General features: G+C 36.6%; 13 protein-coding genes and 1 tRNA gene. 5 read left to right on the plus strand and 9 right to left on the minus strand.

Translation table 11 applies throughout. From position 1 onward, the window contains the following. Positions 1-5: 5 nt before the first annotated feature. The 3 genes from ACQ2HF_RS07475 (at position 6) to ACQ2HF_RS07485 (ending at position 4,520) form a co-directional block, all read left to right on the plus strand. Positions 6-79: transfer RNA gene (locus tag ACQ2HF_RS07475), tRNA-Arg, on the plus strand. Between the two features lie 759 nt (positions 80-838). Continuing rightward, complete coding sequence (locus ACQ2HF_RS07480; protein ID WP_432412902.1) at positions 839-1,663, plus strand: serine hydrolase; 825 nt, start codon at positions 839-841, stop codon at positions 1,661-1,663. A gap of 16 nt (positions 1,664-1,679) precedes the next feature. Next, positions 1,680-4,520 (plus strand): NTP/NDP exchange transporter, encoded by a 2,841-nt coding sequence (locus ACQ2HF_RS07485; RefSeq protein WP_432412903.1) that lies wholly within the window; start codon positions 1,680-1,682, stop codon positions 4,518-4,520. On the opposite strand, the gene ACQ2HF_RS07490 is transcribed toward ACQ2HF_RS07485, so the two are convergent. The 4 genes from ACQ2HF_RS07490 to ACQ2HF_RS07505 all read right to left on the minus strand — a co-directional run bounded on the left by ACQ2HF_RS07490 (position 4,507) and on the right by ACQ2HF_RS07505 (position 10,219). Beyond that, positions 4,507-5,760, minus strand: coding sequence for a serine hydrolase (locus ACQ2HF_RS07490; protein WP_432412904.1), 1,254 nt, complete (start codon positions 5,758-5,760; stop codon positions 4,507-4,509). The two genes, ACQ2HF_RS07485 and ACQ2HF_RS07490, sit on opposite strands and share 14 nt — an antisense overlap. A 4-nt stretch (positions 5,761-5,764) precedes the next feature. Beyond that, entirely contained in the window at positions 5,765-8,716 is a 2,952-nt protein-coding gene (locus ACQ2HF_RS07495) for a PEP/pyruvate-binding domain-containing protein (protein ID WP_432412905.1), read from the minus strand. Positions 8,717-8,819: 103 nt separating this feature from the next. Next, on the minus strand, positions 8,820-8,978 hold the full coding sequence (locus ACQ2HF_RS07500; protein WP_432412906.1) for a lmo0937 family membrane protein: 159 nt from the start codon (positions 8,976-8,978) through the stop codon (positions 8,820-8,822). Positions 8,979-9,190: 212 nt separating this feature from the next. Further along, the gene (locus tag ACQ2HF_RS07505; protein WP_432412907.1) at positions 9,191-10,219 is read right to left on the minus strand and encodes a helix-turn-helix domain-containing protein; all 1,029 of its coding nucleotides are present in this window, start codon (positions 10,217-10,219) and stop codon (positions 9,191-9,193) included. 138 nt (positions 10,220-10,357) lie between these two features. Here ACQ2HF_RS07505 and ACQ2HF_RS07510 point away from each other — a divergent pair, with 138 nt between their 5' ends. Further along, positions 10,358-10,891 carry a hypothetical protein gene (locus ACQ2HF_RS07510; RefSeq protein WP_432412908.1) on the plus strand — a complete coding sequence of 178 codons (534 nt, stop codon included), beginning with the start codon at positions 10,358-10,360 and terminating at the stop codon, positions 10,889-10,891. An 83-nt stretch (positions 10,892-10,974) separates the two neighbouring features. Continuing rightward, entirely contained in the window at positions 10,975-11,811 is an 837-nt protein-coding gene (locus ACQ2HF_RS07515; RefSeq protein WP_432412909.1) for a zinc-dependent peptidase, read from the plus strand. Positions 11,812-11,830: 19 nt separating this feature from the next. Here ACQ2HF_RS07515 and ACQ2HF_RS07520 read toward each other — a convergent pair whose 3' ends face one another. The 5 genes from ACQ2HF_RS07520 to ACQ2HF_RS07540 form a co-directional block, all read right to left on the minus strand. Next, the gene (locus ACQ2HF_RS07520) at positions 11,831-12,808 is read right to left on the minus strand and encodes a YpdA family putative bacillithiol disulfide reductase (RefSeq protein WP_432412910.1); all 978 of its coding nucleotides are present in this window, start codon (positions 12,806-12,808) and stop codon (positions 11,831-11,833) included. Then, a complete protein-coding gene (gene rpe, locus ACQ2HF_RS07525; protein ID WP_432412911.1) occupies positions 12,809-13,468 on the minus strand; it encodes a ribulose-phosphate 3-epimerase in 660 nt (219 codons plus the stop codon). It lies immediately after the preceding gene. Then, on the minus strand, positions 13,465-13,869 hold the full coding sequence (locus ACQ2HF_RS07530) for a BLUF domain-containing protein (RefSeq protein WP_432412912.1): 405 nt from the start codon (positions 13,867-13,869) through the stop codon (positions 13,465-13,467). The genes rpe and ACQ2HF_RS07530 overlap by 4 nt, the downstream gene beginning before the upstream one ends. Before the next feature lie 204 nt (positions 13,870-14,073). Further along, positions 14,074-14,937, minus strand: a complete 864-nt coding sequence (locus tag ACQ2HF_RS07535) for a sigma-70 family RNA polymerase sigma factor (RefSeq protein ID WP_432412913.1) — start codon at positions 14,935-14,937, stop codon at positions 14,074-14,076. Between the two features lie 369 nt (positions 14,938-15,306). Further along, the gene (locus ACQ2HF_RS07540; RefSeq protein WP_432412914.1) at positions 15,307-15,948 is read right to left on the minus strand and encodes an O-methyltransferase; all 642 of its coding nucleotides are present in this window, start codon (positions 15,946-15,948) and stop codon (positions 15,307-15,309) included. Between the last annotated feature and the right edge of the window lie 25 nt (positions 15,949-15,973).

The following is a 15,973-nucleotide window of genomic DNA, read 5'->3' on the forward strand; positions in this document are numbered from 1 at the left end:
GACATGGCCGCGTGGCGCAACTGAATAGCGCATCAGATTTCGGCTCTGAGGGTTGGGGGTTTGAATCCCTTCGCGGTCACGAATACATAAAAAGTCCAAACGTCAAATCAAGCTCGCTTGAATTTGAAAGTTTGGGCTTTTTATTTTCAAAGCGGAGCTTTGAGGGATCACCGTAGGTAATCCCAATTCGTGATGTATGTTTATCACTTAGAAGTTTAATTGTTTTTTTTTAAACACCTAGCTTTTTTTCTAGCCTGAGGTAGTTGCATTTTCAGGATTGAGTAATTTAGGGATCACCGTAGGTAATCCCAATTCGTGATGGATATACATCACGAATAATTTGATTGGATTTTTACATTTCAGGACACCCAGGCTTTTTTGAACAGGGAACCGGTATCATTGTAGGATTCATAAAAGCTGAATTACAGTAGGTGCTCTCTAGGCATAGTTTCTTATTTGTAAAGAGATTAATAGAAATATCTGTTAAACAGCTCTATTCCAGTATTCTTTAAGCTTTAATAATATCTATTGGTTGTGTTGTTTATATTGATTTTAATCTATAGGTATATAGTTAAAAATGAATTATCCATCTCATGTATTGTGAGTAAGAGGGTATTTCGAAAGGAATAGATAATTTTAAGGCAATATTTTGAACAATTTAACGTTACCAATGAATGGCGTGCCTTCTTTTACTATACATTTGCACGAAATTTACGATAGTGAACTAGTAGTCAACGTTTTAAAGCCCTATATTATTTATATGAATTACACAAACAAATTCCCCATCCTCCTACTTATTTTATGCATATCTTTTTCTTCTTTTGCTCAAGATCTTCCTATGAAAATAGAAGGAAGTATAGATCCCATTAAGGACCTCTACTGCGCAGAATTACAAACAGAATTAGAAACAGAAATTTTTAAACATAAAGATTGGCAACGCTTAATCGACAATAAGATGATGTCCATTGGTATCGTAGATTTAAGCGATATTAACGACATTCAATATGCGGGTCTTAATGACAACCATATGATGTACGCAGCAAGTCTTCCAAAAATTGCTGTTTTATTAGCTTCTATGGACGCTATTGATAAAGGTGAATTAGCCAATTCAAAAGCAATTCAAAAAGACATGCGCTTGATGATTAGTAAGTCTAACAATCAGGCAACTACACGTATGATTGATCGTGTAGGATATGAAAAAATTGAATCTGTATTACGGGCACCAGAGAACAAGCTTTATGACGAAGCAGTTGGCGGAGGTCTTTGGGTTGGTAAACGGTACGCTGCTGGAGGAAGAAGATATCCAGAACCTATGAAGGGCTTAAGTCATGCGGCTACTACACGTCAAGTTTGTAATTTTTACTACCAATTGGCTATGGGTAATCTGGTAAACGAAACACGTTCCAGACAAATGTTGAATATTATGGAGAAGCCAGAGTTACACCATAAATTTGTGAACACTTTAGACAAAGTAGCTCCTGATGCAAGATTATTTAGAAAATCGGGCTCTTGGAAAAATTATCATTCAGACTCTGTGTTAGTATGGGGTCCAGATCGCAAGTATATCTTGGTTGCTTTAATCGATAATGACTTAGGAGAACAAATCATTAGAGATTTAGTAGTTCCTTTGGAGAATGTAATGAAAAAATCACGAACTTTATAGGGTAGAAACCACTATAATGCTCACAGCACTTTTTAAAAGAACATTTGATATAAGAGATGGGGAAATCCGCATCTCTTTTTTTATGCAGTTGTATATCTTTCTGCTTATTACCGTTCTTTTAATGGTAAAACCAACTGTAAATGCGCTATTCCTTTCAAAACTGGGAGCAGCGCATTTGCCGTATGCATATATGTTAGTTGCTGTTATTGCTGTAATTGTTTCGTATTTTTATAACAAAGGTGTAAAGCAATTTTCACTTCGTAAGATTACGACTGGTACCCTTATTTTTTTCAGTTTAATTTTTGCCTTGTTAAGTTTTTTGATGTACACAAACAGCATAAATAACTGGGTGTTGTATGGATATTATTTAAGCGTTTCCATCTTTGCGGTTTTAGTTACCTCTCAATTCTGGATCATTGCCAATATGGTATACAATGCGAGGGAAGCAAAGCGATTGTTTGGTTTTATTGGAGCTGGAGCCATTGCAGGTGGGATTTTTGGAGGATACTTAACCACCATTATTGCCTCAAGTTTTGGAAATAGAGTGGTGATTTTGGTGGCTGCATGTTTAATTGTTTGTTGTGTGCCTATTCTTCAAACTGTATGGAAACTTAGGGTAGAGAAACTTAATATGTACATACGGAAACAGCGTAAAGGAGCCATACAAGGTTCTTATTCCTCGCCTTTTAAACTTATTATTAACTCTAAGCACCTTACGTACCTTGCAGCTATAGTTGGAGTAGGGGTTGTTATGGCAAAACTCGTAGATTTTCAGTTTAGTGATTTTGCAAATAAAGCAATTCCGGATAGTGATGAGTTGGCATCTTTTTTTGGTTTTTGGTTTTCTTCCTTTAATGTAATTGCGTTACTCATTCAGCTATTTTTAACCAATCGTTTGCTGGCTTGGCTAGGGGTAACTACAAACTTACTCATCTTGCCCCTGGGGATTGCTATTGGCTGTTTGTTGTTTTTAACATTTCCAGAACTTTGGGTACTCATCATTATTAAAGGGATGGACGGTAGCTTTAAACAATCTATTAATAAGGCGGGGATAGAGCTTTCTATTTTACCCATTCCTTCCCATATAAAAAATGAGGCAAAATCGTATATAGATGTCGTGGTAGATAGTATTGCAACAGGTTTAGCGGGGTTAATGTTAATCTTTATTATAAGAAAATTAGAATTAAGCACCTCCTATATTACAGTTATTATTTTGTTATTTCTATTTATTTGGATGGTGCTTATTTACAAATTACGGGAGGCCTATTTTCAGTCTTTCCGAAGTAATATTCAAAACTCATTAGTAGGGGCTTCGGTAGAAAATAAAAATCTGAAATTTAACCGAACTTCAAAATCTACCATTAACATACTTACTCAAGGGGATGAAACTGAAATCATTACCATGTTGGACCATCTGGCCGATTTCAAATTGTACACATTTAGGCCTCATATTGTAAATTTGCTGAAACACGAATCTCCAAAGGTGAAGGCGGCTGCTATTTCGCAATTGCATTATTACAATAAAGGAACCGCTACAGAGTATATCAAAGAGCTTATACATTTCAAGAATGACGAGGTGGTGTATGCAGCGATGGACTATCTTCTAAACCATACCGACATTAAAGAAGAAAATATTTTCAAATCGTATCTGGACAGCCCAACCGATTATATCTCGAATGCCGCTCTGCTTTGTTTGGCGAAAGATGCTTCTTCAAATAAAAAATTGGCATTGCGTTATCATTTGAGCGATCGATTGGACGCTAAGATTAAGGAGTTATTTTCAGTAGAGAATGACTTGCGTAAACAGGAGGTGGCAGAGCTTATGCTTGCTGTGGGCTACGCTAAAGATCCTCGTTTCTATTCGTTTATTTCGGCAAATTTTAATAATCGAGACCCCTATTTAATTAAGTTTGCCATTACCGCAGCAGGACTCACAGCACACGAACCTTTTATTAATCAATTGCTCGATTTTTTAGCTGAAAAGCCTTTTCGTGAAGCTGCAACAGAAGCGTTACAAGCCTATGGCGTGGGTATTACTAAAAAAGTATTACAATTAGAGTTATCCGAAAGTTTACCAGACACTATAAAGCCGTACATCCCAGAATTAATACAGTCCTTTAAAACAAGAGATTCTGTAAAAGTATTAATGCGTTTTTTGCAAAGTAAAGATTTTGTCATTAGAACAGAAGCTGCCAAATCGCTAAATACACTTAAGCTGGAAAACGTTTCCTTAGCTGTAGACCAACGTATGTTAACCAGAATTTTGCTTAGAGAAAGTGTCTTTTACAGAAATACTCTGCACGCAATTATTACATTAAAAGGATTTATCGATACATCCCAGACAGATTCCTTAGATACTGATGCTGAAATAGAATCTAGTATCGCCAGAGAAAATCTTGTCGATTTGCTATTGGAACAATTAAATCAGAGTTTAGATTGTATTTTTAAATTATTCAGTTTAAAATATGATCAGGCAGATATAGATACCGCTTATTTCGGACTTAAAAGTGAAAAGCAGGATGTGCGTATAAATGCTATAGAATTTTTAGACAACCTCCTTAAATCAAGACTGAAAAGCAATATCCTGCCGTTAATCGAATACCACGTACTGGAGAACAATGGCTATGCTGTTTCATCTTTTGAAGCCAAGGTTAAGCCAGAAAAAGAAATCTTGACCATGCTATTACGTAATCGTGGTACAAGAATGAAACTGGCTGTGCTTAACGTTATTAAATTTTCTGGAAATGACGCGTATCTTTCGGTGGTAAAACCTCTTATAAAGCACCCAAACCTTGTCGTGCAACGTTTTGCCATTCGCACTGTAAAAGAGCTAAAAATGGCCTCTATTGAGCAGTAACAACCTTATCAATAGAACTCGCTAGATACATATGCGCTCCCGCGGAATTTTTACTCAATACATTGGTCATTAAGCATACTATATACTTTTTGCCGTTAGGATGTTCTACAGTAATTACAGAGTTCATGTAATTAAACTTATTTCCAGCGTATTCGCCACAAGAACCTGGTAAAGACTTATTGCAGCTGTAAAAACTTCCAGATTTAAAATACACCCGGGCACTGTCCAATTGTCTTGCTCTTGCATAACGTATCCTTCGGTCTGTAATGTATAGTAAACGTTTTATTTCTAAACTAGAAGCCGTGTCAACCACTTTTCCCTGTTCCAATTGTACCAGATATTTCATCAACCCTTTTGGCGAGCCTATACTTCCTCCTGTGCGGCCTACATACTTTCCCGCTGCATCGGTAAACATACCACCTAGGCGCCAATCGTCTTCTGTAATACCCAATTCTCGTAAGGGATCATTTACAACACTGCTCGCTAAGCTGGTCAATGAATCTCTTGGCGTATCTACAAAATATTTTTCTGAATCTTCCAAAGATAATCTAGGATAGTCTTTTCCAAAGGCAGCCATCAACATTGCTTCGCGGTACATGACACTGGCTGCACCGTTATTACTTACCGAAACCATGTGATCCAGCCATTCAAACAAGGTGAATGTATCACTCGCTACTACTTGTCTTTTGGTTAATTTTTCAGTTTTTGGGTCAAAAATGGGTACCGTATGATGATCTCCAGTTCCCCAATATCTGGAATCTACAATTTTGTTACAAAGCAGAGCGATTCGTGCCTCAAAATCGTCAGGATATATTTTTTGTAGCTGATAAAAAACCGCATTTAAAACAGCAATTTTGCCAACACTCCCTGGCTGATAGCCTACATTCTCACGATGCGATGCATATTTCAGGTTGTTGGGATCTGTCATATCCAGAACTGCTAACGAATAACTACCACCTGGAGTAATGCGCTTAATAGCTTTAGAAAATTCTGGATCTTCCTTTAAAATACTATCTATATTTTTATCGCCTACGGGGAGTAAATTTAATTGTATGTCTTCAATACTGGCAAAGGCACCTGCGGGAATTCGAGTGTATTTCTCACCTTTATCAAGTGTATTCTGAATATCCAACAAACGCTTTATCTGCGAGCGCTCATAGCCATCTATAGGGTAAAATCCAAAAGAGAGCACTATACAACTAAGTAGTAGCAAGAAGATACTATATTTTTTACGTGTCATGGGGTTATTCGTTTTTATCGGTTTCAATTTTTTCTGAAAGTGAAACTTGTTTTGTTATATCTGTTTTTGGTGTAATGGAAGCCAAATATTCCGAACTTTTCGCATTTTTATTTTCTACAAAAGGTCGTATTTGAAATAACCATAATTTATCATTTTCAAACCCTAGCTCCACATCCCAGGCACCTTTATATTCGTTGCCAGTTTCCTGTGGCATTTTGGTTCTTACTTGATTTGCAATAGCGCGAAGGTCTTCAATGTTTTTGTCATTTATAATAGGGTTTTCAAACGTGGTGGTATTTTTTGTGGTACCTCCGGTTTTTGGCAATCGTAAATATCCCGATTCCCGCGCTGGTGCCAGCATAAAATTATCCGTAGCTGTCACCAATCGGGTTTCGGCTATTTGTCCATCTACGGCGCCACCAGCACCACGGCTAAAGGCAACCGTGAGATCTTCTTCAGAACCTCTGTTGATACCTTTGGTAATCATAACACCACTATATTCCACATCTATACTAGGAATGATTAAAATAGAAGGGTACACATTTTCTGGATTGTTCAGATATTTTTGACGCCATTTAAAACTACGCTCGGTATAGGGTGACGCCCACACTTTTTTAATTCCGTTTAAGATATTTTCTTTGGTAAGAATGTTGAAAAGTGTCAAATTAAGACCGGCTCCTGTAAATTCTTTTAAGTCTTCCATATTGGTATCACTTCTCAAGAATACCGGGACATTCCCAATAGTACTTCCGAAAGCTTTCGCAAAAGAAGTTTCCAAATCCTTTTGAAAACTAGGTTCCAGAGGCATTTGTTCAATAGCGTTTTTTAAAGTTGATAAACGTTGTAGCTGGTAAGTTTCCACCTCGTTTTCAGGAACCTTATTCATTCGTTTTATATTGGCTTCTCCAAACGTATCGATTAAATAGGTCCAATAACTTACCTCTTCACCAGGCATTTGCTGGTCCATATGTTTTCTGAAAATCCCAAACGGAATTATAACACCTTCTACCACATTCTCTGGGAAAAGTTTTTTTAATTGCCCGAGGTTAGCTGCTTTTGGGCCACACAACTTTCCCGAATCGCTAGCGTCTACATTTTTCATGTCCAACACTTCGCAAACATCTAACCGAATTTGCTCCACAGGTACTGCAATTTTTTCTGAATTTCGTTCTTGTTTACTGAAGAGTTCTTTTTCTTCAGACGTCATATCTTTTTCAGACTTTAAAATCACATTTCCTTTTGCTGAAACGGCGTAAAAAACTTTCTTACCATTAAATTTTAAAAGATCTTTTAGGTTGTCACTGGAAAGTGCGGCGTTAGGAATACCTAGATTTCTTGCCAATAATTGTACGTGCGATACCAGGTTGCCTTCAGAAACCGTCATTATTCCCGCCACTGGTTTTAAATCGCTAGGGGGCTTTTGGAAGATGTAAATAGTATTAGGATTCGTGGTTATATTTTCTGAAGACTCCTCCACAATAACCAGGTCGCCAAAAGCATATCCTGGATTTAATCCACGAATAGTACTTTGCGATTTTAGGTTCATCACCTTGTTACTCAGGTTAGAAAATTCTGCAATAATACTACCTAATTTACTTACACTTTCGCCCAGATCCAATGCCACACTGGAACGCACACGGTCGTCTATAAAACCATAACTTAATGGTTCAAACTGCGTGTAAGTGTCTACAATATCCTGATAGTTTGCCTTTACCATAGCCGCACTCCATTCTACTACACCACGACTTGTTTGCAAAAAATGGTTGAGGGCTTCAATACTTAATTCAGTTTGTCCTAAATGTACTTCTAGCTCGGGTTTAATTTTTTCCCATTCCCACAATTCAATTAATCCTGTACCTGCTGCTGCGAGGCTGAGGTGTCTTATTTTTTCTAGTAATCCCAACAAGTCGTCGGGTTGCCATTCTTGTGATTGTTTCAGCAAAATATCTTCCAAGCTGTTGGAGAGATCGAGTAATAACAAACGATCGTTTCCTGAAGTATTATCAGTTATTTCAGTTCTAATAACGCATAAAACATCGGCTAATTTTACGATGTTTTGCGGGGGTGCATCTTCAGAATTATAATTTTCTAAAAATTGAAGCAATCTTGCTCGTGTGGCATTGTTTTTCGAAATTCGCTCTACTTGGGTGGTGAGAGAAGTCGTGTTAATGGGCGTATAAAACTCAATCATAGTTTTTTCTAACGCGTTGAGTTCTGTTTTTAAATTTTCAGAAAGCTTGTTGTCATAGTCCTTCTGAAACTTTTGCACCAGTATAATATCTTCTTTTGTTGGATTGCCATGAATTTTAATGCGAACGTCCATAAATTTTGAAAAGTTATCTGCAATAACCTTGGACTGGCTTCGCATGAGTTGCGCAAGATTCGTATCTCCATCATGCGGAAGGTCACGTAGCGATTGTCTCAATAAATAATACTTGCTGGTAACACGGCTATCACGAGGCAAGAATTTTTCATAAAACTCGACACCCCATGCTTGTTCATCTTCAATTTGTATGGCGCCACGGTAGTATTGTGATTTTCTTTGTATCCAACCATCATCTACACTTTCTAAATAACGGTTTAATTGGTATTGTTTTAACCTGCTTTGGTCGTTGGCTTCATCCCAGAAATCGGTACGGTTGGTACTTGCTAAAATTTCAGAAAAAAATAAATGATGCTTTTTGGCTAGGTTTTTTATATCGTCACGATAGTCTGCGTGTTGTACTGCTTTATCTTTATCATTAGGACAAGGATCCCGTGCTTCTCTTACTTCTCCGTCTGTGCAAAACCAATGAATGCTTTTATAGGGGCCGCGCGTATTTTCTTTATAGAAAGAAATTTGTTCTTTAATAGCTTCTATAGGTAGCTCTTGCGCAAGCAAAGTACTAAAAGAATATAGAAAGCTTAGAAAAACTAAGAGGGTATATTTAATCTTGGATTGTGTAATTACCTGCATAAAGCCACTGTTGTTTAAGGTACTAAAGGTATAAGAAACGGATGAAAAAAAATAGCCTTCACAAAAAATTATGAAGGCCTTTTTACAGTTATTTATTAGTGAATTATAGTCTTTTACCTGTAAGTAATTTAAAAATAATCATAATTACTGCTATGACTAATAGAATGTGGATTAAGTTACCAACGGCAGCTCCAAATCCTATAAAACCAATTAGCCATCCTACTATTAAAATTACTACGATTAACCAAATTAAATCTCTCATGTTTCTAAGTTTTTAGTTGTTATAGATTAAAAGTAATTAGAAATTTTATTTGATAAAATATTTTAACAGCATTTAACTACTTGCAATTCTGTTTGTTGAAATTGTTTTGAAACAGTTAAGAATTGTGTGAGAATTGCTATGCTATGCTAAGAAATAATTTATTTTACACCCCATTTTATCTGGTTTTAAAAACAGAGTGAATACATAACATTTTACTTGTCTCGAAGTATTTTGTTGTTTTTTCTATATTCTGAAGGTGAAATATCATAGGTTTCTTTAAAAATCTTTGAAAAATAACTCTTACTGGAGAGACCAATTTTACCAACAATTTCAGAAATATTATAATCTGTATTGTTCAGGAGATTCCGAGCCAAAACCATACGTTTTTGCTGTACGTAACCGTTTACTGTGGTCTGGTACAAATGTTTGAAGCCTAATTGCAACTTGTTGATGTTAAGTCCAACTTCTTCAGCAATTTTCTCTACAGAATCTAAGTCTGCAAGATCGTAGTCTATGAGTTTAGCCGCTTTTTTAATTTGTAAAATTTCGTAACTACGTAGTACAGAACTTTTGTCTTCTTCACTAATGTCGTCATGATATTGAACAATTTGATGGGTTAATACACTGTATGCCTGGCCTTCCAAGAAGATTCTTCTTATAAAGTCGTTGTTTTCAAAACTCTGAATTTTCGTAAATAAATCTGCAATTTGTAAGCTGTAGTACCCGTTATGGTAAAATTCATTTAACGCCATGCTATCCAAAAACAATTTTTTAAGTTCAGGAGAAAGACTCCTTAGCTCACAATTTACTTTGTTCTTAAACTTTTCCCGATCTACCTCAAGACTTCCTACTTGTATATACGTATCTGCAGTAAAATGAAGAATATGCCCATTGGTGCTTTTACTGGCTACAATTGAACTTTGATATTGCTCTATGGTATTGTTGTTTTCGCTATCCTGAAATCTGTGGTGTAAAACGCCATTTAAACAATATAAAAATTTTAAAGGGTGTATATGATCCACCACAAAGTGAAATTCTAGGTCATCATTAAATTTACATTGGTAGATTAAAATGCCGAAACCTCCGTCAAAGTTAATCCCCTTTATAAAACCCTCCCCTAAATTAGAAGGAATATCTACATGGTATTCTCCACAGTTTTCTTGGTAATCTACTTCAAATGCAGCTGCAATATCTCGTATTACTTCAAAAAGAGGGAGTGACTGTACTTCAATTTTGATCATGATAATTTTGTTGAGACGAAGATACAACAATTAAATACCTTAAAATTTTAACAAAATTGAATTTAGCAACTTTTATACGTTATGCGTTAATACTTGCCTAAATTTTGTAATTTTCGAAGAACAATTAAATTAGATAGAATGAAAAAAAAACTAGGTATTGGCTCCAGAATCAACCATTCAGAACACGGTAAAGGCGTAGTTACAAATGTTGATAGTCGAATGTATTGGGTTACTTTTATAGATAACGGATTGGAGACAATTCCTTTTGACGAGGATTTTGAGGTTATTGCTGCCGCCGAAGATGAAGTGGATACCGTTAGTTTCTATGAAGTTGAAAAAAGCCTGCGAAGCATCTTAAAAAAATGGAGCGATGTTTCAGAAATTGTACCTATAGCAGATAAGTTTAAAGGTGGAACTTTAGTTTTAAAACCAAAGGATGTAAGCCTTTCAGAGAAAGAAATTCCTATCGATACATTTTTCCATAAAGTTGTCATGCTACGCGATCGTTTACGCGTCATGGAACAAAAAATAAATAGCAGTAAAACGTTGGAAGATCAAGACAAAGTAGAGTTGCAGCAATACATTACCCGTTGTTATGGTAGCTTAACCACTTTTAATGTACTCTTTAAAAATAATTCCCAACAATTTAAAGGAGATAGCAGCAAAAAGTAATAATACCGAGTAGTATATCGTTAGCGTTTTATAGTTTTTGATGTCTTGCAGATAAAGTACTATCTTACGTCACCCAAACACTTATGAAATACCTACTTCAAGCCGATACTGACATTACCTGGATGGCACCTTATGCCTACACCATTGTCTTGTTGGGGTTTGTTTTTTTTCTTTTTAGAATATTTGAGAATTGGTATAGCAACACGTTTGATAAACCGCTATTTCGCCATTATTTGGTGTATAAAAATGTATCCAAGGAACAAAAACATATTTTAGAAACTGAGTTTCATTTTTATCAACTACTTTCCAAGAAGCATAAACGACAATTTAGACACAGGGTGGCTACTTTTATAACCACTAAAGAATTTGTTGGCCGAGAAAACCTGGAAGTAACAGACCGTATGAAAGTCCTCATTGCTGCTGTAGGTTGTATGTTGAGTTTCGGTAGAAAAAATTATGAGTACTCGCTCATATACTATGTGCTTATATATCCGGAAGAATTTTACAGTACCTTAAATGAGCACCATCACAAAGGTGAGTTTAACCCGCGTGAAAAAGCTTTAGTGCTTTCTTGGAAAGATTTTGAAAATGGCTACCGTATTACAGATGACAATCTAAACCTTGGCATTCATGAATTTATGCACGCCATGCAATTGGAAGCAAGACAGAGTAGAGATTTGGATGCAGCACGTTTTACAAAACAATTTCAGAATATTTTAAAGCGACTAACGCATCAAGAAGTAAAAGATAAACTAGACGAGACTCGTTATTTCAGGGCGTATGCATTTACCAATCAATATGAATTTATGGCAGTGCTGGCCGAATATTTTATAGAGTCTCCAACCGATTTTAAAGATCATTTCCCGCAGTTATACGATCATATTCAAAAGTTACTCAACTTTAAATTCGCAGGATATTAATGCTTTTGGTCTAAAATGCTTAACGTTGTCTTTTCTTTTTAAATATATGATTGGCTATTAACTTAGCGTGTATTCTGGAGTTTTCAATAAACCATTTGTGGGTTTCGGTACCACCACAAATTACGCCTGCTAAATACAAGCCTTTTATATTGCTTTCCATAGTCTCGTCGTTATAGGTAGGAATACGTTTATCTTCGGAAAGAGTGATGCCTATGCTTTTTAAAAATGCAAAATTGGGACGGTAGCCGGTGAGGGCGATTACAAAATCGTTAGGGAGGGTTATTTCGCCTTCGGGCGTTTTAATGATCACTTCAGTTTCTTTAATTTCTGAAATTGTAGCTTCAAAATAAGCTGTAATGCTGCCTTCTTTTATTCTATTTTCTATATCGGGTTTTACCCAGTATTTTACGCGTTCACCAATAGATTTTCCGCGAACAACCATGGTTACTTCCCCACCTTTGCGCCAAATTTCTAAGGCAGCATCTACAGAGCTATTACTCGCTCCAACAACAATGTTTTTCTGAAGCACATATGGGTGTGCTTCTTTGTAGTAATGCGTTACTTTTGAAAGTTCTTCGCCAGGGACATGGAGCAGTTTTGGAATGTCGTAGAAGCCTGTGGCAACAATTACGTTTTGAGCCAGATAGCTGTTTTTTTCTGAAATGATAATGAAATGGTCGCCATCCTTTTTAACTGAAAGTACTTTTTCGAACAGCTTAATGTTCAATTTTTTTGAAGTAACCACCCTTCTATAATATTCTAACGCTTCATCTCTTCCTGGTTTGGGATCTTTACTAATAAAAGGTATTTCTTCTATTTCCAGCTTTTCCGAAGTAGAGAAAAAGTTCATATTCAAAGGATAGTTAAAAAGCGAATGGGTAAGTGCGCCTTTCTCTAAAACCACGTAATCTAAATCTTGGTTTTTACACGCAAGGGCACAGGCAATACCAATGGGGCCAGCGCCAATAATGAGAACTTCTGTTTTTTGGAGAGTCAATTAGGAAAGGATTTTTTTCATTCCTGTAATTGTTTCTGTAGGATTTTCAGCATTAAAAATATAGCTTCCCGCCACAAAAGCAGTTGCGCCAGCGTCTTGTAATTTTTTAAGGTTTTTATCGGTCACACCGCCATCTACTTCAATGTGTGTTTGAAGTCCTCTGTCATCAATCATCTTTCTAAGCTTTCTTACTTTGTCATACGTGATCTCTTCAAATTTTTGTCCTCCAAAGCCTGGATTAATAGACATAATAAGGACCATAAAACATTTAGGGAGAATGTCTTCTAAAACCGAAACGGGCGTCGTTAAGTTTAATACTACCCCAGCTTTGCATCCCGCCTGTTCAATTTGTGAGAGGGTTCTGTGCAAATGCACGGTAGATTCATAATGAACGGTAATAATATTGGCTCCTACTTTTGCAAATTCTTCAATATAACGCTCAGGTTTTTCAATCATTAAGTGAACGTCCAGTGGCTTTGTAGCGTGTTTTTTAATGGCTTTAATTACTGGCATTCCGTAGGAAATATTAGGCACAAAATGACCGTCCATAACGTCTATATGGAACCAATCTGCTTGGCTGTTATTTACCATTTCTACGTCACGTTGTAGGTTGCCAAAATCTGCGGCTAACATGGATGGGGCAATAATTGTCTGGCTCATATATCTAATAAAAAGGGGTTTAAAAGGCGGCTTATTTTGTTGGATGTTGTATTTACTTTATTTTGTTTTAAATACGCTTTAATTTGTTCTAATTGTCTTGTGGTTTTTACAATTGTAAATAAGGTACTGTATTTTGAAAAGATAGGATTAGGCGTCTCTCTTCTAATAACTTCAAAAATATTGGAATGTCTTGAGTCATGTTTTATTTCATCTTCAAACAATGCTTCTATTACTTGTTTATCACCTTCTAATACTTGGAAGAAATCTCCCATTCCATGAAGCAAAATTCCGTGTATTCCTATGTTGTTATTTTTTTGGAGTGTAGTTGAGAAAATATCCTCAATGGCTGTGTCTTCCAGTCCTTCAGTAGCCTTACTAACATAACAGAGCGTATAGGTCATGATTTAATTGGTTGGTTGTAACACCAAAGGTAGTAAATAGAATCTAAAAAAAACCTCCGGTAATCAGCCGGAGGTCATTCATCAATCAAAAAACGAACAGTTAAGTTTTCCGCGTTAACAGAGAACTAATACTGTCGTACTCTTAACTTCTACTCTGCTCAGCCTACGATTGCAGTAAGCTGTTTGGGTGGAAGCAGGGGTTAATTACCCCAAGTATGTTTTTAATATTTTACTTCTGGAAGTATGTTTTAATCTTCGTATTGCTTTTTCTTTAATTTGGCGTACACGTTCACGGGTAAGATCAAAAGTTTCTCCAATTTCTTCTAGAGTCATTGGATGTTGGTCTCCTAATCCAAAGTACAAACGCACTACATCTGCCTCACGAGGTGTTAGTGTTTCTAATGCGCGCTCAATTTCGGTACGTAGGGATTCGTGTAATAAGCTACGGTCTGGGTTGGGAGATTCTCCACTTCGCAGTACATCGTACAGGTTACTGTCTTCCCCTTCTACTAAAGGAGCATCCATAGAGACGTGACGCCCAGAGTTTTTCATACTCTCCTTCACGTCATTAATAGTCATATCCAGCTCCTTTGCAATTTCTTCTGCGGATGGCGGACGCTGGTTTGCTTGCTCTAGAAAAGCAAATGTTTTATTTATTTTATTAATACTTCCAATTTTATTTAAGGGAAGTCTCACAATACGTGATTGCTCGGCCAATGCTTGTAAAATAGATTGTCTAATCCACCAAACAGCGTACGAAATAAATTTGAAACCACGTGTCTCGTCAAAACGTTGTGCCGCTTTTATGAGTCCTAAGTTTCCTTCATTAATAAGATCTGGAAGTGTAAGTCCTTGATTTTGATATTGCTTAGCTACCGAAACAACAAAACGTAAATTGGCTTTCGTTAATTTTTCAAGTGCGCGTTGATCGCCAGCCTTGATCCTTTGTGCCAATTCTACTTCTTCGTCTGCGGTAATAAGGTCTACTTTACCAATTTCTTGCAAGTATTTATCCAAGGATGCAGTTTCCCTGTTGGTTACCTGCTTTGTAATCTTGAGTTGTCTCATTTAGGTTTATAAGATTTTAGGTGCGCTGCACTGTACAGCATGTAGTTATACGTAGTGAAGAGGCAAAAAGTTACAAGATGACTTTATTTTTTTTTAAAATATGGGTCCTAATTTTTGAAATGATTAAAACATAGGATTTTAGCAACGATCTATAGGGTATATACATGTGTTCGCTATAATAGCCTCAAAAACCTTAAGTTAAAAAACGTACTAAAGGGTGAGCTGGTTCATTAGTAAAATAGATTTACTCCAGTAACACCGTCTGAGTGAAAGACGATTTACCAGACTGCATCGTCTGCCAGAATACGTCTAAGCCTGCTGTTGAGGCAACAACAAAAGAAGTTAAATTCTCATTAAAACCATTCCGAGCTAAACCATCCGAGAAATCGTAAGCCCATCTCTTATAGGCAATAGCACCGTTTCTAGTTTAGGATGCTCGTTAAGCAATGTGTTGTATTCCAAAAGTGCTTTGGTGTCTATGTCGTCCTTTTTAACAGGTTCTACTACTTTACCGCTCCAAAGTACATTGTCGCTCAAAATAACAGCACCAGATTGTAATTTGGGGAGTAGGAGCTCTAGGTAACCGGGATAATTACATTTGTCCGCATCTATAAAGATCAAATCAAAATTTTGGGGTAGGGTAGGGATAATTTCTAAGGCGTTGCCAGTGTGTTGTATAATTTGTTTGCCATAGACAGAGGCATCAAAATAAGTGCGTTGCAGGTCGTGCAATTCTTCATTTATGTCTATGGTATGTAATTGGCCTTTGGGGAGTAATCCTTCGGCTAGACAGAGGGCCGAGTAGCCTGTGTAGGTGCCAATTTCCAAAATTTGTGATGGACGTATCAATTTAGAAAGCATACTCAACACGCGCCCTTGTAAATGACCGCTTAACATTCTTGGAGCTAGTACCTTTTGCCACGTTTCGCGAGTGAGTTTTTGCAGTAATTCGGGCTCGGGTTGCGAGTGCGCTGTTACGTAAGTATTTATTTTTTCTGGGAGAAATTCCATCGAGTTTTAAGTTTCAGATTTTTAA

This window comes from Rasiella sp. SM2506, from assembly GCF_050859505.1.
In the GTDB taxonomy this organism is placed as follows: domain Bacteria; phylum Bacteroidota; class Bacteroidia; order Flavobacteriales; family Flavobacteriaceae; genus Marinirhabdus.